Consider the following 17,367-nt stretch of genomic DNA (forward strand, 5'->3'; position numbering starts at 1 on the left):
TCGAGCCAGGTGAGCCGCTCAGAAGTCGAAGGACTCCACGTGGATGCGGCGGCCCGGGACGCCCGCGCGGCGCAGGGCGTGGCGTGCCGCGACCGTCATCCCGGCGGGGCCGCACAGGTAGACGTCGTGGACGGCCAGGCCGGGGATGAGGGTTCGCAGGGCGCGCCCGGTCAGCGGCACGCTCCGCCCGCCGGACGATCCGGTCAGCTCGTCCACGGTGTAGTGGATCGTGGCGCCGCGCGCGGCGGCGATGGCGTCCAGCTCGTGGCGGAGGATCAGCTCCTCGTCGCGGCGCGCCATGTAGACCAGGGTCACCTCGCCGGGCAGCGTCTCGAAGAGCGCGCGCAGCGGGCTGATGCCCACGCCGCCGCCCACCAGCAGCACCTGGGGCCTGCGGCGCCGCGCGGCGGTGAGGGCGCCGTAGGGACCCTCGGCCCACACCCGGGTGCCGGGCCGCAGCCCGGCCAGCGCGCGGCTGTGGTCGCCGACGCCCTTGACGGTGATCCGCAGGAATCGGGCGTTGGCGGGTGCCGACAGCGAGTAGGGGTTGGCCGTCCACCACATGCCGGGGGCGAGGAACCGCCACCGGAAGAACTGGCCGGGTTCCGCGCCCAGCTCGTCCAGGTGCTCGCCGGTCAGGTAGACCGACACCACGGAGGACGACTCCCGGCGCACCTCGGCGACCCGGAGCCCGTGGCGCAGGGCGCGGTGGACGGGGGTGAGGAAGCGGTACCAGACCAGCAGGGTGGCGACGGACACGTACAGCGCGTACCAGAACAGGCTCATGACGACGCCGCCGGCGAAGTCCGGGCCGGTGAGCTGGTGACCGAACCCGAGGAAGACGGCCGCGTAGGTGACGAAGTGCAGGTAGTGCCAGGTCTCGTACCGCATCCGGCGCCGCACCTCGCGCACCGAGACGACCGCGACGCCGACGAGCAGCAGGAGGGCGACCGTCGCCTCCAGCATGGCCGGGCCGTCCAGGACCAGCCCCGCGATCGCCTCCGGCGCGCCCGCGCCGGACCGCGCCACGTGGGCCGCGACGGCGAACAGCATGTGGGCCACCGACAGGACGACGGTGTGACGGCCGCCCGTCGCGTGCCAGCGGGCCAGCCGGTCGGTCCCGACCCCGCGGTCCAGCGCGGGAACGCGGGCCATCAGCCCCAGCAGGACGGCGCAGGCGTAGCCCGCGAGCAGGCCGGTGAGCCTGCCCGCCCAGGCCAGTGCCCCGGTGAGCCCGGAGACCGAGGTCAGGTCGGACCAGCACGTCGCGGTCGCCGCGACGGCTCCCGCGTAGACCAGGGCGAGGACCAGGGACGGCCGCGCCCGGCGCGCGGGCGGGCGGGCGGGGACCCTGCGCCGCCGGGTACGCGTGCCGGCGTGCGGGCGCGTACCGGAGTCGGGGGCGGCGCCTCTCACGGCTCCAGCCGGGTGAGCTGGCCGCCGTGGGTTTTCTCCAGGGCGGCGGCGAGCGCCCTGGTCTCCTGGTCGGCGCCGGATTTCTGCTCGCTCTTCGCGACCAGGACGGACTGCGTGAGGTATTCGCGCGCGTCCTTGGTGAAGAGCCGGTCGAACGCGGCGCCGTCGGCCCGCTTCAGGGCCGCGAAGTCGTCGGGAATCACCATGCCCGGGATGTCATGCCCCTCGTGCTCGTTGCTCTCCGGCACCCCGGACCGCCGCAGCAGGTCGCGCAGTTTCCGGAGTGTCGTACGGCGATCGGCGACGTGCTCCTCGGCGAACCGCTCGAGCCTCGGATCGGAGGCCTTGCCGGGGGCGAGTTCGAGCAGGCGTACCGCCTGCTCGGTCATCGGGATCATCAGTTGCAGCCACGCGATGTCCGTGGGGTTGAAGGAGCCCGACGCGCTTCCGGTCGGTGTGGGGAGCGCGGCGGGGCCGCTTCGCGCCGGCGGGTGGTTCGCGGCCGAATGGGTCTGGGGCTCGGCGGCGACACATCGCGAGACCAGCAGGACGGTGAGCACGACGAGTACCGACGCACCGACCGTGGACGCCTTCATGCCGCTCCTTCGCTCGCCGTCCCCGCGGTGAGGCGAGGCCCGGTATGCCGGGCCTCGCCCCGTTCAGGTCAGACGGTACGCTTCCGCCCGAAGACGGTCACCTGCCGTCTCAGGGGGTGCCGTCGGCGCCGCACTCGACGATCGGGCGGATGCGGTCGCGCACGCACGCCGGCACCGTGCTGAGCAGGACATACAGTCCTGAAGCGGTGTCACCACGCGCCTTCCCGGTGCCATCGTCGCGAGCCTCCTTCGCCGTCACGCCCGGCGCCGGGCGTGTTCTGCTCCTGCACAGGAGACCGGCGGGGGGACGGGCGACAACACAAACTTAAAAAAAGACCGGAGAAAAATTTTCGTTGTCCGTCTGACCTGCCGCCGGTCTCCATGGTGGGGGCTCGTCGGTCTTCCGCTATGAGGAGTTATGGAGAGAATCGTCCCTGCCCCGCGCCCGGCGTTGCGCGGGGACGACGAACCGTCGACGGCGACAGGAAGCGGAGTGCGATGCTCGGAACCGGTAGGGGCGGACCCGACTCGGCGATGGTGGCCGCCGCGCGCGACGGAGACCAGCAGGCGCTGGACGCCCTGGTGGCCGATTCCCTCCCGCTCGTCTACAACATCGTCGGCCGGGCGCTGAACGGCCACTCCGACGTCGACGACGTGGTCCAGGAGACGTTTCTCCGGGTCGTCCGTGCCCTGCCCGACCTGCGCGATCCGCAGGCGTACCGGTCCTGGCTGGTGGCCATCGCCGTTCGCCAGGTGCGCGACCACGAGCAGGACCGCAGGACCACCCAGCACCGCAGGGCCGACCTTGACACCGCCGAGGAGATGCCCGACCCCGCCTCCGACTTCGCCGCCGTGACCATCCTGCGGCTCGGCCTCACCGACCAGCGCCGCGAGGTCGCCGAGGCCACCCGCTGGCTGGACGGCGACGACCAGGCGCTCCTCGCCCTGTGGTGGCTGGAGGAGACCGGCGAGCTCGATCGCGCCGACCTCGCCGGAGCCCTCGGCCTGTCGGGACGCCACGCCGCCGTACGCGTCCAGCGGATGAAGGAGCAGGTCCAGACGGCGCGCACCATCGTGCGGGCGCTGCGCGCCGAGTCCGGATGCCCCGAGCTGCGCGCCCTCACCGCGAACTGGAACGGCACCCCCAGCCCGCTGTGGCGCAAGCGCTTCGCCCGGCACATCCGTGACTGCGCCGTCTGCCAGGGGCGCACGGCGGGCCTGCTGCCCATCGACCGCCTGCTCAGCGGGCTGCCGCTGCTGCCCCTGCCCGTCGGCTTCGCCCTGCACCACCTCCAGGCCGTTCCCCCCGCCGTCGAGGCGGTGGCGCACGCCACGACCTGGGGGGCGTCCCACGGTTCGCACGCCCTCGAGACGACGCGGCCGGGCCTGCTGGCCTCGCTGCCCCCGGCCCCGATCACGATCGGCGGCGCGGCGGCCGTCGTCGTCACGAGCGTCCTGATCTTCGGGCAGCTCACCGCCCCCGCCCCCGAGCCCGCCCCGCCGCTCGCCGTGCCCACGAGGACGGCCTCGCCGCCCTCGCCCCCGCCCCTGCCGTCGCCTCAGTCGGCGAGCGCCACGCCCGAGCCCTCCCCGTCTCCCACCCCCAGCCGCAAGAAGGCCACCCGCGCCCCTACCCCCACGCCGACCCGGACGCCGCCGCCCGCCTCCGTCGCGAGCTCCCCCAGGAAGGGCGTGGGCGTGTGGAAGATGCCCGGCCTCAGCACGGCCTTCGCGAAGTCCGGCGCGAGCTGGTACTACACCTGGTCCACGAGCCGCGAGGGGATCACCGGCCCCAGGGCCGACGGGTTCGTCCCGATGATCTGGGGAAAGGGCAGCGTCACCCCGGAGAACCTCGCCCAGGCCAGGAGCGCCGGACCCTACCTGCTCGCCTTCAACGAGCCCGACCTGCCCCAGCAGGCCAACATGACCGTGGAGGAGGCGCTGTCGCTCTGGCCGAAACTCATGTCCGCGGGCCGCGTGCTCAGCAGCCCCTCCGTCGCGTTCGGCGCCGACACCCCGGGCGGCTGGCTGGACCGCTTCATGGCCGGCGCCAAGGAGCGGGACTACCGCGTCGACTTCATCGCGCTGCACTGGTACGGGGCGGACTTCCGCACCCAGCCCGCGGTGAGCCAGCTCAAGTCGTACGTCCAGGCCGTGTACGAGCGCTACCGCAAGCCGATCTGGCTCACCGAGTACGCCCTCATCGACTTCTCGAACGGCACCCGCTATGCCAGTGACGCCCAGCAGGCCGCGTTCGTCACCGCCTCCACCAAGATGCTGGCCTCCCTGCCGTACGTGCGGCGCTACGCCTGGTTCGGCCTGCCCTCCTCCGACACCGAGCCCAACAGCGGGCTGTTCCGCCACGACGGGACCGTCACCCGCGCGGGCCGCGCCTTCCAGGCGGCCCGCTGACCGCCCTGTCCGGGGGCGGCCGGCGGGTGGATAGCCTTGCCGGGTGCCCGACCCGTACCTGACTCCGCAGGACATCACGGAACACGAGATCGAGATCAAGCGCTCCCGGTTCCTGTGCGCGGTCGGCCCGGCCTCCTCGGAGGAGGCGGCGAGGGAGTTCGTCGCCACGCGCAGGCGGCGCCACGGTGACGCCACGCACAACTGCTCGGCGTACGTGATCGGCGGCGACCGCCTGGTCCAGCGGGCCGACGACGACGGCGAGCCCGGCGGCACCGCCGGGACCCCGATGCTGGAGACCCTGCTGCGCCGGGGCGTCGCCGACGCGGTGGCGGTGGTCACCCGCTACTTCGGCGGGGTGAAGCTCGGCGCCGGGGGACTGGTCCGGGCGTACGGCTCGTCGGTCGGCAAGACGCTGGACCTCACGCAGCTGGTCGAGATGGTGCCCGCCAGGGTGATGACCGTGACCGTGGACCACGTCAGGGCCGGGCGGCTGGAGAACGACCTGCGCGCCTCGCCGTACGAGGTCAGGGAGGTCGTCTACGGAGAGGAGGTCGGCTTCCGCGTCGCGGTGCGCGAGCGGGACCTGCCCGCCTTCCCCGGCTGGGTCGCCACGCTGACCGCGGGACAGGCCGGGATCGAGCCGGGCGAGGCGATCCACCTCAGGGGCGCCTGACCCGCGCCTGGCCCGCGCCGGATTCACGCCCGGCTCTCGCCGGGTTTCTGCCCGACCCGTGCCCGATCCGCGCCGGGTTCGGGTGGGAACCGGGGATCCTTCCCCGGGAGGACCCCGGATACGCGCCGGCCCCGGGGGCGGCGAATGTGGGATGGGTCACACTCGGTGCTGGGCGACGGCGCCGATCGGCGGCCACGGCCGCCCGTCCCCGGGCCGTGAGGGGCCCGGCGGGCGGCACCACCGTCCCCGTCCTGACCTCTCGATATCTCGCTGACGTGCGGGAATCTCGGAAAACGCCCGGCCGTCACGGTCGCGCCGCGGGCGGCTGTGGTTTTCCGCAGCCGCGCTCTGCGGCGCGTGCCAGGCGAGGCGGGGAGCGTTCCGCATCCACACCGTACGCGGCTCTCCGTAGCCTTGTCCCTATGAGTTCACCGAATGTCGACGGGATCGCCGGATGGGCGATCAACCTTATGGAAACCCTGGGCGCGCCCGGGGCGGGGCTGGCGATCGCACTCGAGAACCTGTTCCCGCCCCTGCCCAGCGAGGTGATCCTGCCGCTGGCCGGGTTCACCGCGAGCAAGGGGGACATGGGGCTGTTCGACGCCGTGCTCTGGACGACCATCGGATCGGTGGTCGGCGCGCTGGCGCTGTACGCGGTCGGGGCCCTGCTGGGCCGGGAGCGCGTGGTGTTCATCGCCTCCAAGCTGCCGCTGGTCAGCGTATCCGACATCGAGAAGACCGAGGTGTGGTTCGCCAGGCACGGCAGGAAGACCGTCTTCTTCGGCCGGATGATCCCCATCTTCCGCAGCCTCATCTCGATCCCCGCGGGGGTCGAGCGCATGCCGATCCTGATCTTCACCCTCCTCACCACCCTGGGCAGCCTCATCTGGAACACGGCCTTCGTGATGGCGGGGTTCCTGCTCGGTGAGCAGTGGGATCTGGTCGAGCGCTACATGGGGGTGGTGTCGAAGGCGGTGCTGGGCATCGTGATCCTCGCCGTGGTGGTCTTCATCGTGGTGAGGCTGTCCGACCGGCGCAAGGGCAGGCACCACGCGTAGTCGTGGACGCGCCGAAGGGCCTGCCGGGTAGCGGCGGGGTCCGCGCCCCGGTCTCCTTCCCCGGCCGTTCCCCCTCCTGTCCCGGCGGGCCCTTTCCCGTTCGTGACACGCCCGCCGGCGTCGTCCGGGCCCGGCGGCCGGTGGGTGATCTGCCGGCACCGGTGATCAGGGTGGTCATCGCGACGTCCCCTCTTCGGAGGAAACGAGCTCGTCGATCAGGGCGAAGAAGGCCTGGATTCCCGGCAGGTTGCCGCCCTTGGCGCGGGAGGCCGCGAAGTCGGCCGGCGAGCGCCACTCCACGATGTCCAGCCATTCGCCGTCGGGCAGCTGTACGAGCCTGGCGCCCAGGAACCCGTCCCGGTCGGACTGGAAGTCCGCGATCATCCCGCTGCGGGCGGCCAGGAGGTCCGCCGCGCGCTCCGGGGAGACGCGGAACCTGGTGATCTCCACTGTCGTCGTCATACCATGACAATATGGTCAAAATTACAGACAGTCAAAATTGGTGACTAAATGGAAGGCGTGCGGTGTCCAGAAGCGAGCGCAAGCGGGAGCTGCCCGACCTGGGGATCCTGTCCGGCCGGACGCTGTTCAGCCTGCAGAAAGAGCTGTTCTCCCGGCTGTCGGAGCTGGGGCACGCGCAGGTCAGGCCGCGGCACGGGGCCGTGCTGGCCTACCTGGACGTGGAGGGCAGCCGGGCCTCCGACCTGGCCGCGCAGTCGGGCCAGCACAAGCAGGTGATCGGCAACCTGGTGGACGAGCTGGTGGCGCTCGGGTACGTGGAGCGGCGGCCGGATCCCGCCGACCGCAGGGCCAAGCTCGTCGTGCCCACCGAGCTGGGCCGCGACCACATGGTGAAGTCGGACGCCGTCCTCGTGGAGATGGAGGCCGAGCACGCGCGGGCGGTCGGCGAGGAGGCGTACGCGGAGTTCAAGCGCGTCTTCCGGCTGGTCGCCGAGCGCCAGGCCGGGACGAAGTGATCGTTGCCGGCCCCGCGGCGGGCCGGGAACCTCCTCCTGTGCCCGCCATCGCCGCCGGCGTGTTCCGGACGCCCCCGGATCAGGGCGACGCCGATCCGGCGCGCCGCCGGTAGCGCGAGCGGGCCAGGTCGTGGGCCGTGCGAAGCAGCTCCCGGACCGTCGTTTCCGTCCGCGGCCCCGGGTTCACCACGGCCAGCCAGCCCAGCGTGCCGTACACGGGGTGCGCCATCACGGAGTCGGCTTCGCTCGGGTCGGCCTCGTCCGTGGCCGCGTCGCGCGGCTGCCGGCCCGTCCAGCCGGTGAAGGCGTCCTTCCCGGCGGAGACGTTCAGCCGGAAGACGCCGGGACGGTTCAGCCGCGACAGCTCGTCGCCCGGGTAGTCCTTCGTCACGATCGTCGCGAAGGGCTGGGTCGCCGCCGGGACCTCGCCGTCGGGCGCGTAGTAGAAGAACGTGTCGCCCCAGCTGATCTCGGGTGAACCGTCGCCGCGGGCCGGCCGGAGGGTCACAACCCCGTCGAGGCCGGTGAGGAATTCGATGATCTCGTCGATACTCATGTGTTGTAGCGTGTCATTCACGTGCTTGTGGAGACTTTGTCCCGAACACGCCGAGGTGGACGGGTGAGAAGTCGCAAAACAGCTAGTATGCGGACGATCGATGTCGCGCGGCATGCCGGGTGCTCCGTCCAGCAGGTGCGCAATCTCGAGCGTGACGGGGTGCTGCCTCCGGCGGCGCGCACCGGCGCGGGATACCGGATCTACGACGAGGCGCATCTGCGTTCCGCGGTGGCCTATCGGGCCCTCGCGGACGGCGCGGGACCGGCCGAGGCCAGGAGGATCATGCGCGCGGCGCACGCCTATCCCGCCTCGGACCTGCTCGCCCTGCTCGACGCGGCACACGCCCGGCTCGACACCGAGCGGCGGGAACTCGAGCTGGCCCGGGAGGCCGCCGCGACGATCTCCGGGGAGTCGATCGGCGACGTACGCCCCTCGGACGTGATGGGCGTCTCCGAGCTGGCCGGCGCGCTCGGTGTGCGCCCCTCGACGTTGCGGCACTGGGACGCGGAAGGTCTCGTCGTGCCCCGGCGAACCTCCCCGGGAGGACCGCGACGGTACTTCCCGGACGATGTCCGGGACGCGCGGATCGTCCATCAGCTGCGCATGGCCGGCCATCGCGTCTCCTCGCTCCGGGCCCTGATGCCGGAGCTGCGAGGCGCCCGCCGCTGGGACGAGGTGATGGCCACGCTGGCCGCCAGGGACGCGAGCGTCGACGCCCGGTCGAGAGCCCTCCTCGACGGTGCCGCCGCACTCGGCGCCCTGCTTCCGCCGGCGGGGTGAGACCCGTGCTCGTGCGTCCCCGCGGCTTCCGGCAGGGTGTGGTTTTCCGCAGCCCCGAAACGGCCACGTACCCCATTCCGGCCATGTCCCGATCGTTTGTAGCCTCTGGGGCATGTCAGATGGGCCGGTTGGACCGATGGAAGGCCTCCGGGCGCCGGGTGCGGGGCCGGTGATCGCGCCGGTGCACCCGGCAGTCCCGGTGCCCGCGGGCGCCGGGCCGATCGAGCGGCACGGGGGCGGCATGCGTCCCGCCGCTGAGGGGCTGCGGCTGCTGTGCTCGGTGGTCCTCGGGGCGGTCACCGCCCTGCTCGGCGTCGTGTTCCTGCCGCTCGCGCTGCCGTTCGCCGGTCGTCCGGCCGTGCGGGGGGCGGCCCGGCGGCTGGCCGTGCTCGAAGCCCGCCGCCTGCGTCTCGATCCCGCCGCCCTCGGACTCGACGCGGACCGTCCGGACGGGCGGGAGTTGCGCTACCTGGCGGCCAGGGTGCCGGTGGGCGTGCTCGGCGGCCTGGTGGTCGCCCTGCTCGTCATCGGGGCCGGGGTGGCCGTCGTCCTCGCCTGGTTCTGGGGGAGGGGCCTGCCGGTCGACGGCATGGCGCCGAGCGTGCCACTGCTCGCCTACGCCTTCCTGGCCGGTCTCGTCCTGCTGTTCCTGGACCTGTCGGGCCTGGTGGGGGTGCACACGCTGGAGCGGCGGCTGGCCGTACGCATGCTCGGAGCCGATCCCACCGAGGCGCTGCGGCGCCGCATCGCCGAGCTGGCCGAGAGCCGCGCGGGCGTGCTGGCGGCCGTCGACTCCGAGCGGCGCAGGATCGAGCGGGACCTGCACGACGGGCTGCAGCAACGGCTGGTGGCGCTGTCCATGCTGGTCGGGCGGGCGCGCAGAGGACGCTCCGAACTGCTCGCGCAGGCGCACGAGGAGGCGCAGCAGGCGCTGGCCGAGCTCCGCGAGGTGGCCTGGCGGGTCTACCCGTCGGGGCTGGACGCCCTCGGGCTCGCCAACGCGCTGGCCGGGGTGGCCGAGCGCTCCGGCGTCCCGGTCAAGGTCGTCTGCGAGCTGTCCGCACGGCCGCCGACGGCGGTGGAGACGGCGTCGTACTTCGTGGTCAGCGAGGCGGTGACCAACGCGGCCAAGCACGCCCGCGCCACCACGATCACCGTCGAGGTTCGCGAACGCGACACAATGGTCGTCGTGCGGATACAGGACGACGGCGTGGGCGGGGCGAGCGCGGCGGGTGGCGGCCTGTCGGGGCTGGCGCGGCGGGTGGCCGCGCTGGACGGCGGCTTCCGCGTCGACAGCCCGCCCGGCGGGCCCACCGTGATCACCGCGGAGCTCCCGTGCGGGTGATCCTGGCCGAGGACTCGACCCTGCTGCGCGAGGGGCTGGTCCGGCTGCTGCTGGAGGAGGGCCACGAGGTGCCGGCCGCGGTCGGCGACGGCGAGGCGCTCGTCGCCGCGGTCGCCGAGCACCGGCCCGACGCGGTGGTCGCCGACGTGCGGATGCCGCCGACCCACACCGACGAGGGGCTGCGGGCGGTGCTGGAGATCCGGCGCCGCCACCCGGGGACGCGCGTGCTGGTCCTGTCGCAGTACGTCGAGAAGCGCTACGCCACCGAGCTGATGACCGGTGACGTGGACGGGGTGGGCTACCTGCTCAAGGACCGGGTGGCCCAGGTCGCCGACTTCCTCGACGCGCTCGACCGCGTCGGCGCGGGGGGAGCGGCCTTCGATCCGGAGGTGGTACGGCAGCTGCTGGCCAGGACCACCCACGCCGACCCGCTGAGCCGCCTCACCTCCCGCGAGCGCGAGGTGCTCGACCACATGGCGCAGGGCCTGACCAACGCCTCCACCGCCGAGCGGCTGCACGTCTCCCAGAGCGCCGTCGAGAAACACGTCAACGCGATCTTCGACAAGCTCGGCCTGCTGCACGTCACCGGCTACAGCCGCCGCGTCCTGGCCGTGCTGCGCTACCTCGGTTCCTGAGCTCGCGTTCCGGCCTCCGGCGGGGCGGCACGGCCCGCGATGCCCGGCGACCTCGGGTTCCCCACCGCCACGACAAGGTCCACGGTGCGCTTGGGCCCTCGCCGAACGTGCGAACGCCCGGCCCAAGGTGCGTTTCAGGGCGCTCCGCAACGTCGGCGAGTGCCCCGGGAAGATCGGTGGCATCGTCGACGCGGCGCTCGTACGGGCCGTCGCTCCTTGGTCAGGCGACCCTGATGTCTATCTGCGGGGAGTGCTTCGGGTCCATCCAGCGCAGCAGCCGCAGCAGTTCGTCGACCGGCAGGCTGACGCAGCCACTGGTGGGCCCGCCGTTGCTGACGTGGAGGAAGATCGCGCTACCCAGGTGAGGTGTGCGGTCCTCGGTGTTGTAGGCGATCACGGCGCCGTAGTCGTAGGCCGGGGGGTTCATCATGTCCTCGGGAGTGGTCCCCGGATCGGCGTGGCGGGCGTCCACCCATGTGTTGTAGAGGGGACTGGCGGAATCGTCGTTCCACTTGTCGTGGGAGAGCGCCTGCCGGTAGGGGAATCTCACACCGGGATCGGGTTTCACCCCGAACATGAAGTCGAACCCGTACGTGCCGGACGGGGTGCGCCCGTCGCCCTCCCGCTTCTGGCCCGGCGGGGCGATGCCGCTCTCCCCGACGTTCGCCGTCCACGGCCCGTACGCCCTCACCCAGCGGCCGTTCTTCGCGGTGTAGGCGACCAGCGTGGCAGTGCTCCTCTGGTAGGCGTCGGCCGTCACGGTGATGAGCTGCCGTCCCGGCGACGGGGGTGGCAGGGCGGCGGTGGTGGAGGCGGAGGCGGCACGGGCACCGAAAAGCCCGCCGAAAGCCATGACGAGTGCGAGCAGAGCGGCGCTCACGAGGGAGGCCGTTCTCAAGTCCGCGGGCGATCTCCGGTCAACGTTGTCCATACGTGCAGGTTAGCCAGGTGAGAGGCGTGCTCGGGTGGCTAAGGGCCAGGTCAGAGCCTTGCTCATGTTGGATGCCTCGCTCGCGCGGGACGTTCTCGGTCACGTCGTGCGGTGATGTCGACCCCGGCTCACATCCGGTCGGGGCTCATCGTCCTGTGCTCCCGCGCTGTCGAAACGGTCGCCGGTGGCTCCCACCGTGGCACGGCACCGGGAGATCTCGGCGCGAAGGCGTCATCGTCCGTTCTGGGAGAAGTGCTGGTAGTCCTTCGAGGTCGACCATGATCCGCCCCAGCCCCAGCCGATCTTCTCGAACGCGCGCACCACGTTGTCACCGGGGTTGATGACTCCTGGCCGATCCAGGGGACGCCGGACGTAGCCCTTCGCGTTCGGGGGATCGACGGTGCCGCCCGGATAAGGATGGATGTAGGGGTTCTCTCGGGTGTTGACATCGATTGCCAGGCCGTAGGCGTGTTGCGACCAGTTGCCGGTGGTCCCGACGCGCCGGCAGTTGAAGGCCGAGGTGTTGTCCGCCGCCATGGAGGCGTCGTCGCTGCCCTTGTAGACCTCCACCGGCTGCATCCGCCGAATGGGGAATCGCTGACCGTACAGCTTCCTGAAGACCGAGACGACCTGGTCGGCCACCGATTCGTTGATCACCATCTTTCCCGTATGGGGTCTGCCGTCGAAGCCCCAGTAGGTCATGCTGATCATCCTGAGGTCGTCGGGTTGCACCGGGCATCCCCGCCGCCAGGAATACCGGAGCTGGTCCGGGGACACCGGCGTCACCGTGGCGGTGAACGCCTGTGATGCGCCTGGGGCGGGGGTCGCCGTCGGGGACGCCTGCGAGGTGCCCGGGGCAGGAGTCACCGGCGGGGACGCCGCGACCGTCACCGCGGCGACGCCGGTCACGCTGAGTAGAGCGAGTGCCGCCGCGGCCGACGTGTGGCGTGGAATGAATGCCATCTCCCCAGACTAGAACCCTCGATCTGCCTGCTCTCATCCATACCCCGCCTTGACGAGGTGCCGGGAACCCGCGCGGACGGCGCCTACGAACCGTAAGGGGCGAAAGACGATCCGCGGGCTTCCCTGGCGGAGGAGAGGCCGCTGAGGCCGGTTACCGCAGCGCGGTTTTGGCCGACGCCGCTACGGGTTGTCGACGGTCGTGGGCATCGGCCGTGGCATCACAGCCCGGTCGAGACGATGCCGGATGTCGAAGTCGCCCGGTGGGAGAAAGGGCGCTTCGGGCTGGCACGCGTTCTTGTCGGTGCCACAGGGCATGATCGGCTGATGCCGGAGAACAGCGCTTCGATCGCGGCCTTCCGGGACGCTTCCGCCGCCTCCTTCGACGAGGAGGCCGACCACGGCCTTCGCGATCCAGGAGTCAGGGCCGCATGGGCGGAGCGTCTGCGGTCGTGGATGCCTGATCCGCCCGCCGACGTCCTGGACCTGGGGTGCGGCACCGGCTCGTTGTCCCTGGTGCTCGCTGAGCAGGACCATAGGCCGGTCGGGGTGGACCTCGCGCCGCTCATGGTCGAGCGGGCCCGGCGCAAGCTCGCGGAGGCCGGCTTCGACGCCGTGGTGATGGTGGGCGACGCGAGCGATCCGCCCTTGCCGGGGCGTGACAAGCCATGGGTGGTTCGATCACCGTCGTTCCGGATGCAGGGATCGGCGGTTAGGGTCGGGGAATGGCCGGCCGGCGATGGGTTCCCCCTGAGATCTGGTACGCCTCGTTGTCGACGGCGTATGCCGCGACGGGAGGATGGATCACCGACGCGTCGGATCGGATTCTCCTTGTCAAACCCAATTACCGGCCCTTCTGGCTCTTTCCCGGTGGAGCGCTCGACGCCGGCGAGTTTCCCCACGAAGGGTGCGCCCGCGAGATCCGTGAAGAGCTGGGAGTGGACCTCAAGGTGGGTCCGTTGCTGGTCGTCGACTGGGTTCCGGCCCGAGACGATCGGCCCCGCCCGCTCATGTACTTCCTGTTCGACTGCGGGGTCCTGAGCGAGGATCGAATCAAGCTGCAGCATGACGAGCTCGACGAGTACAGGTTCGTCTCGGTCGATGACGGCCTCACGATGGTGGACCGTGCCGCCGCACCTCGGCTCACGGCCGCTCTCCGGGCGCGCCGGACCGGACGTACCGAATATCTGCCCGCACCGGTTCTGGGTGACGGTACGCCGCCATGAAGTGTTCTTCTTCCGCGTGAAAAAGCGCGTCCGGCAAGCCGGCGAGGGGGACGGGTGAAGCCGGAGCGTCAGGGCCGGAGCGGGTCCTTGTCGGCGGGGGAGAGGTCGCTGGGCCAGAGCCGGTAGACGTTGAGGCGCGTCTCGTAGTACTTGTCCGTCTCCCCGACCCACTGCATGCCGATGCGCTTGGCCGTTCCCGCGCCGCGGTCGTTGTTCACCCGGACGACCGCGACGAGCTCGTGGGCGCCGATGGAGAACGCCCACGCGGCCAGGGCGCGGCCGGCCTCGGTGGCGTAGCCCTTCCCCCAGGCGTCGGGGGCGAGCTGCCAGCCGATCTCGATGTCCTCCTCGTCGGGCGGCAGGTATCGCAGGGAGAGGCCGCCGACGACTCGCTGGTCGGAGTTGCGGACGATCGCCCAGCGGCCCAGCGGGGGCGTGAGGGCGCTGCGGCTGCGGGTCCAGGACTCCAGCGTGGCGCGCATCGCCTGCTCGCCTTCGAGTTGCGTCATGGCCGGGGACAGCCACCGGGTGACCTCCGGGACGCCGTAGATGTCGAGGGCCTCAGCGGCGTCGTCGGGACTCCAGTCACGCACCGTGAGACGGGCGGTGGTCAGTAGGGCCATGTTTTCCTCTCCCTGACAGAGTTGACCGGCCGTACGGCGACGAGAGGCGCCGAGCTGGAGAAAATATCGTTTTCTTGCCGGAAATGTCCGATGTATTGCCCTTGTGAGAGTACGCCTATTCGCCGGGTGACGGCCAGGCCAGGCGGGAATCGACCGGCCCCGGGCCCCCGTGTCCCCGCGAGCGGTCACCCGCCGTGACCTCCCGACCTCTCCCAGAGGCGGGTCAGCGGTGCCGGCGCCCACCAGGCCCATCCGCCCAGCAGCCGCATGCCGGCCGGCAGCAGCAGGACCCGCACGATCGTCACGTCCACCACCACGGCGATCACCAGGCCGACACCGGCCATTTTCATGAAGGTGATGCCGGACGCCGCGAAACCGCCGACCACGACGCAGAGCAACAGGGCGGCGCTCGTGATGATCCCGGCGGTGCGCTGGAGCCCGACGGCCGTCGACTCGACGGGGTCGCCGGTCCTGACCCACTCCTCGCGGATCCGGGAGAGCAGGAACACCTCGTAGTCCATGGCCAGCCCGAAGGCGATGGCCACGATGAGCACCGGGAAGTTCACGTCGATCGCGCCGACCGGGACGAAGCCGAGGGTCCCGCTCAGCCAGCCGTCCTGGAAGATCAGCTTGATCGCGCCGAACGACGCCGAGAGCGACAGCAGGTTCAGCAGCACCGACTTCAGGGGCAGGACCACCGACCCGAACGCCACGAACAGCACGAGGAACGAGACCGCCGTGACGTACAGGGCCATCCACGGCAGCCGGGTGACCACCATGTCGACGATGTCGACCCGGGAGGCGGGCATCCCGGTCAGCAGGGCCGTCGTGCCGGGAGGCGGCGGGATCGCGCGCAGGTCCTCGACCATGGTGCGGGCCTCGCGGGACATCGGGTCGGCCGAGTAGCCCAGGGTCACCCGCGTGAGGTCGCCGTGGGTGCCGGTGACCGTGGCGTCGTCGACGTGGGGGACCTCGCCGAGCTCCCGCACGTAGCCGTCGGTGGCGGGACCTCCCCGCACCACCGCGGTCATCCTCCTGGTGGGGTCGGCGGGAAAACTCGCCGCGAGCTCCCGGGTCACCACGCGCGCGTCGGCGCCCGCGGGCAGCACCCACTCGGCCGGGCGGGCCCAGTTGACCCCCAGGAACGGCAGCCCGAGGCCGAGCAACGCCAGCACCACCCCCGCCGTGACGAGCCGGGGCCGCCGCATGACCCCGTGGGCCACGCGGTACCAGCGGTCGCCGGTGCGAGGCCGCCGGGGCGCGCGCGCTCGCAGCCGCAGGCCCGCGTACCGCAGTACGGCGGGCAGCACGGTCAGCGAGGCGAGCACCGCCATGAGGGTGACACCGGCCCCCGCGTAACCCATCGACCGCAGGAACCGGGACGGGAAGAGCGCCAGCCCGCCGAACGACAGGGCGACGGCCAGGCCGGAGAAGGCGATCGTCCGGCCCGCCGTGCCCATGGTCCGCTCGATCGCCTCGTCCACCCCGTACCCGTGCCGCAGTTCCTCGCGGTAGCGGCCGACCACGAGCAGCGCGTAGTCGATCGCGAGGCCCAGGCCCAGGATGGTGACCACCTGGATGGCGAAGGTGGAGATGTCGAGGAAAAGGGTCACCAGGCGCAACAGCGCGAGGGAGCCGAGGACCGCGCTGAAACCGACGAGCAGCGGCAGGGTCGCGGCGAGCAGGCTACGGAAGACGACGACCAGCAGGATCAGCAACAGCGGCACCGACAGCGCCTCCGCGACCAGGAGGTCCCGCATGGTCTGCCGGTTGACCTGGTCGGTCATCGAGGTCACCCCGCCGAAGCGCACCGTGAGCCCCGGGACCTCGAAGTCCTTCTGGATCGCGCGCAGCCGCAGGACCCTGGCCTGGTCGTCGCCGGAGTCGAACTGGACGCCCACGTAGGTCGCCCGCCTGTCACCGGAGACGAACCCGGCCGAGCCGGTCGACCAGTAGGAGTCCAGCCTGGTCACGCCGGCGCGCGGCACGGAGGCCAGGGCCCTCTTGACGGGCTCGGCGAAGGCGGGGTCGTCGACCGTGAGCGTCTCGCTGCGATAGAGGACCACGACGTCGTCGGCGTGGCGGCCGAGGGGGCCCGCCAGGAGCGCGTCGGCCGCGACCGACTCGCTTGCGGGGTCGTCGAATCCCGCGCCGCCCCCGAGCCTGCCGAACACGCCGGTGCCCCACACTCCGGCCAGCGTCGCGAACAGCAGGGTGCCGGCGACGATCCACAGCCGGCGCCGGACGGCGAATCTACCAAGAGCCGCGAACATCGCACTCCTTTTATGGATAGCGGTAAGCACTACTATCGATAGTGAAACTATCCATGAATGACGAAACGCTGGCAAGTGGATGCCCGGACCACGTTCCCGGCCGGTGGGACCGCGGCCCTGCGGAGCTCCGGTCACCGGCCGTCACCGGATGCGGCGAGTGGTGGTACTCATAGGGGGCGGAGAGCGAGGAGGATCATGCGGATCGGAGAGCTGAGCAGGCGGAGCGGGATCCCGGTCCCCACGATCAAGTTCTACATGCGCGAGGGGCTCGTCTCCCAGGGAGAGCGGACCGGTCCCAACCAGGCGCGTTACGACAGGGAGCACCTCAGGCGAATCAAGCTCGTCCGGGCGCTGGTCGAGGTCGGCGGGCTCTCCATCGCCGCCGCCCGCGAGGTCCTGCGGCTGATGGATTCCCAGGGCGCCGACCTCGACACCCTCGGCAAGGCGCAGTACGCCCTCACCCCCCGCAGGGAGCAGCCCGCGGCGGACGACGAGGCCGGGGAGTGGGCGGCGCGGCAGGTGGACGAGCTGATCGCCGAACGGGGATGGGCCGTCAAGTCCTCCAACCCGGCCAGGCGGACCCTCGCCGACGCTCTCGCGGCCCTCCACCGCCTCGGGCAGGACGACTTCCTGCCTCTCCTTCGGGAGTACACCGCGACGACCGAGCGGCTGGCCTCCGTCGAGGTCGACGCCCTCCTGGAGCGGCCCGATCTGATCAGCATGGCCGAGGCGGTCGTCGTCTGGACCGCCGTCGGCGACGCCGTCCTCGCCTCCCTCAGGCGCCTGGCCCACGAGGCGGAGACGACCAGGAGGCTGACCCCTCCCGGGGACGGGGACGCGCGGGAAGGGTGACCGGTCCCTCCGGGGCGGAAAACACCCGGCAGGGGTGTCCGGTCTCCCCGGAGC

The 17,367-nt window shown here is 71.7% G+C and carries 17 protein-coding genes and 1 pseudogene; 10 read left to right on the top strand and 8 right to left on the bottom strand.

Translation table 11 applies throughout. The features are described from left to right. Positions 1-18: 18 nt before the first annotated feature. A complete protein-coding gene (locus ACTOQ1_RS30795) occupies positions 19-1,416 on the bottom strand; it encodes a ferredoxin reductase family protein (protein ID WP_440071464.1) in 1,398 nt (465 codons plus the stop codon). Further along, positions 1,413-2,012 (bottom strand): DUF305 domain-containing protein, encoded by a 600-nt coding sequence (locus ACTOQ1_RS30800; RefSeq protein WP_440071465.1) that lies wholly within the window; start codon positions 2,010-2,012, stop codon positions 1,413-1,415. Before ACTOQ1_RS30800 ends, ACTOQ1_RS30795 begins: the two co-directional genes overlap by 4 nt. 498 nt (positions 2,013-2,510) lie before the next feature. Between ACTOQ1_RS30800 and ACTOQ1_RS30805 the strand changes: the two genes are divergently transcribed. From ACTOQ1_RS30805 to ACTOQ1_RS30815, 3 genes are all read left to right on the top strand, one after another. After that, a complete protein-coding gene (locus ACTOQ1_RS30805; RefSeq protein ID WP_440071466.1) occupies positions 2,511-4,424 on the top strand; it encodes a sigma-70 family RNA polymerase sigma factor in 1,914 nt (637 codons plus the stop codon). Between the two features lie 43 nt (positions 4,425-4,467). Continuing rightward, on the top strand, positions 4,468-5,097 hold the full coding sequence (locus tag ACTOQ1_RS30810; RefSeq protein ID WP_440071467.1) for a YigZ family protein: 630 nt from the start codon (positions 4,468-4,470) through the stop codon (positions 5,095-5,097). Between the two features lie 422 nt (positions 5,098-5,519). Next, positions 5,520-6,155 carry a DedA family protein gene (locus tag ACTOQ1_RS30815; protein WP_440071468.1) on the top strand — a complete coding sequence of 212 codons (636 nt, stop codon included), beginning with the start codon at positions 5,520-5,522 and terminating at the stop codon, positions 6,153-6,155. Positions 6,156-6,329: 174 nt separating this feature from the next. On the opposite strand, the gene ACTOQ1_RS30820 is transcribed toward ACTOQ1_RS30815, so the two are convergent. After that, positions 6,330-6,617 carry an antibiotic biosynthesis monooxygenase family protein gene (locus ACTOQ1_RS30820; protein WP_440071469.1) on the bottom strand — a complete coding sequence of 96 codons (288 nt, stop codon included), beginning with the start codon at positions 6,615-6,617 and terminating at the stop codon, positions 6,330-6,332. A gap of 62 nt (positions 6,618-6,679) precedes the next feature. On the opposite strand from ACTOQ1_RS30820, the gene ACTOQ1_RS30825 reads away from it, so the two are divergent. Next, the gene (locus tag ACTOQ1_RS30825; RefSeq protein ID WP_440071470.1) at positions 6,680-7,132 is read left to right on the top strand and encodes a MarR family winged helix-turn-helix transcriptional regulator; all 453 of its coding nucleotides are present in this window, start codon (positions 6,680-6,682) and stop codon (positions 7,130-7,132) included. A gap of 79 nt (positions 7,133-7,211) precedes the next feature. Here the strand turns inward: ACTOQ1_RS30825 and ACTOQ1_RS30830 are convergent, their stop codons facing one another. Further along, positions 7,212-7,688: a DUF6194 family protein gene (locus ACTOQ1_RS30830; RefSeq protein WP_440071471.1), complete on the bottom strand. Its 477-nt coding sequence runs from the start codon at positions 7,686-7,688 to the stop codon at positions 7,212-7,214. Positions 7,689-7,775: 87 nt separating this feature from the next. Here ACTOQ1_RS30830 and ACTOQ1_RS30835 point away from each other — a divergent pair, with 87 nt between their 5' ends. From ACTOQ1_RS30835 to ACTOQ1_RS30845, 3 genes are all read left to right on the top strand, one after another. Continuing rightward, the gene (locus ACTOQ1_RS30835) at positions 7,776-8,468 is read left to right on the top strand and encodes a MerR family transcriptional regulator (protein WP_440071472.1); all 693 of its coding nucleotides are present in this window, start codon (positions 7,776-7,778) and stop codon (positions 8,466-8,468) included. A 181-nt stretch (positions 8,469-8,649) separates the two neighbouring features. Next, positions 8,650-9,813, top strand: coding sequence for a histidine kinase (locus tag ACTOQ1_RS30840; RefSeq protein ID WP_440071473.1), 1,164 nt, complete (start codon positions 8,650-8,652; stop codon positions 9,811-9,813). Beyond that, positions 9,804-10,448, top strand: a complete 645-nt coding sequence (locus ACTOQ1_RS30845; RefSeq protein WP_440071474.1) for a response regulator transcription factor — start codon at positions 9,804-9,806, stop codon at positions 10,446-10,448. Before ACTOQ1_RS30840 ends, ACTOQ1_RS30845 begins: the two co-directional genes overlap by 10 nt. 220 nt (positions 10,449-10,668) lie before the next feature. Here the strand turns inward: ACTOQ1_RS30845 and ACTOQ1_RS30850 are convergent, their stop codons facing one another. After that, positions 10,669-11,379 carry a L,D-transpeptidase family protein gene (locus ACTOQ1_RS30850; RefSeq protein WP_440071475.1) on the bottom strand — a complete coding sequence of 237 codons (711 nt, stop codon included), beginning with the start codon at positions 11,377-11,379 and terminating at the stop codon, positions 10,669-10,671. 231 nt (positions 11,380-11,610) lie between these two features. Beyond that, positions 11,611-12,342, bottom strand: a complete 732-nt coding sequence (locus ACTOQ1_RS30855) for a M15 family metallopeptidase (protein WP_440071476.1) — start codon at positions 12,340-12,342, stop codon at positions 11,611-11,613. A gap of 453 nt (positions 12,343-12,795) precedes the next feature. Here ACTOQ1_RS30855 and ACTOQ1_RS30860 point away from each other — a divergent pair. Both ACTOQ1_RS30860 and ACTOQ1_RS30865 read left to right on the top strand, forming a co-directional pair. Further along, a pseudogene (locus ACTOQ1_RS30860) lies at positions 12,796-13,029 on the top strand (class I SAM-dependent methyltransferase); the annotation flags it as partial. A 35-nt stretch (positions 13,030-13,064) separates the two neighbouring features. Continuing rightward, positions 13,065-13,565: an NUDIX domain-containing protein gene (locus tag ACTOQ1_RS30865; protein WP_440071477.1), complete on the top strand. Its 501-nt coding sequence runs from the start codon at positions 13,065-13,067 to the stop codon at positions 13,563-13,565. A 68-nt stretch (positions 13,566-13,633) separates the two neighbouring features. Here ACTOQ1_RS30865 and ACTOQ1_RS30870 read toward each other — a convergent pair whose 3' ends face one another. Together ACTOQ1_RS30870 and ACTOQ1_RS30875 are read right to left on the bottom strand one after the other, a co-directional pair. After that, positions 13,634-14,188 carry a GNAT family N-acetyltransferase gene (locus ACTOQ1_RS30870; protein WP_440071478.1) on the bottom strand — a complete coding sequence of 185 codons (555 nt, stop codon included), beginning with the start codon at positions 14,186-14,188 and terminating at the stop codon, positions 13,634-13,636. A 185-nt stretch (positions 14,189-14,373) separates the two neighbouring features. After that, positions 14,374-16,461, bottom strand: a complete 2,088-nt coding sequence (locus tag ACTOQ1_RS30875; RefSeq protein ID WP_440071479.1) for an MMPL family transporter — start codon at positions 16,459-16,461, stop codon at positions 14,374-14,376. A 195-nt stretch (positions 16,462-16,656) separates the two neighbouring features. Here ACTOQ1_RS30875 and ACTOQ1_RS30880 point away from each other — a divergent pair, with 195 nt between their 5' ends. Then, positions 16,657-17,313, top strand: a complete 657-nt coding sequence (locus tag ACTOQ1_RS30880; protein WP_440071480.1) for a MerR family transcriptional regulator — start codon at positions 16,657-16,659, stop codon at positions 17,311-17,313. Positions 17,314-17,367 lie beyond the last annotated feature (54 nt).

Source organism: Streptosporangium sp. OZ121 (assembly GCF_051918885.1).
Taxonomy (GTDB): Bacteria; Actinomycetota; Actinomycetes; order Streptosporangiales; family Streptosporangiaceae; genus Streptosporangium.

Excerpts from the sequence above, each read along its gene's own strand:
- ACTOQ1_RS30800 (WP_440071465.1), bottom strand. The coding sequence starts at position 2,012 with ATGAAGGCGTCCACGGTCGGTGCGTCGGTACTCGTCGTGCTCACCGTC.
- ACTOQ1_RS30805 (WP_440071466.1), top strand. The coding sequence starts at position 2,511 with ATGCTCGGAACCGGTAGGGGCGGACCCGACTCGGCGATGGTGGCCGCC.
- ACTOQ1_RS30815 (WP_440071468.1), top strand. The coding sequence starts at position 5,520 with ATGAGTTCACCGAATGTCGACGGGATCGCCGGATGGGCGATCAACCTT.
- ACTOQ1_RS30820 (WP_440071469.1), bottom strand. The coding sequence starts at position 6,617 with ATGACGACGACAGTGGAGATCACCAGGTTCCGCGTCTCCCCGGAGCGC.
- ACTOQ1_RS30830 (WP_440071471.1), bottom strand. The coding sequence starts at position 7,688 with ATGAGTATCGACGAGATCATCGAATTCCTCACCGGCCTCGACGGGGTT.
- ACTOQ1_RS30835 (WP_440071472.1), top strand. The coding sequence starts at position 7,776 with ATGCGGACGATCGATGTCGCGCGGCATGCCGGGTGCTCCGTCCAGCAG.
- ACTOQ1_RS30850 (WP_440071475.1), bottom strand. The coding sequence starts at position 11,379 with ATGGACAACGTTGACCGGAGATCGCCCGCGGACTTGAGAACGGCCTCC.
- ACTOQ1_RS30855 (WP_440071476.1), bottom strand. The coding sequence starts at position 12,342 with ATGGCATTCATTCCACGCCACACGTCGGCCGCGGCGGCACTCGCTCTA.
- ACTOQ1_RS30865 (WP_440071477.1), top strand. The coding sequence starts at position 13,065 with ATGGCCGGCCGGCGATGGGTTCCCCCTGAGATCTGGTACGCCTCGTTG.
- ACTOQ1_RS30870 (WP_440071478.1), bottom strand. The coding sequence starts at position 14,188 with ATGGCCCTACTGACCACCGCCCGTCTCACGGTGCGTGACTGGAGTCCC.
- ACTOQ1_RS30875 (WP_440071479.1), bottom strand. The coding sequence starts at position 16,461 with ATGTTCGCGGCTCTTGGTAGATTCGCCGTCCGGCGCCGGCTGTGGATC.
- ACTOQ1_RS30880 (WP_440071480.1), top strand. The coding sequence starts at position 16,657 with ATGCGGATCGGAGAGCTGAGCAGGCGGAGCGGGATCCCGGTCCCCACG.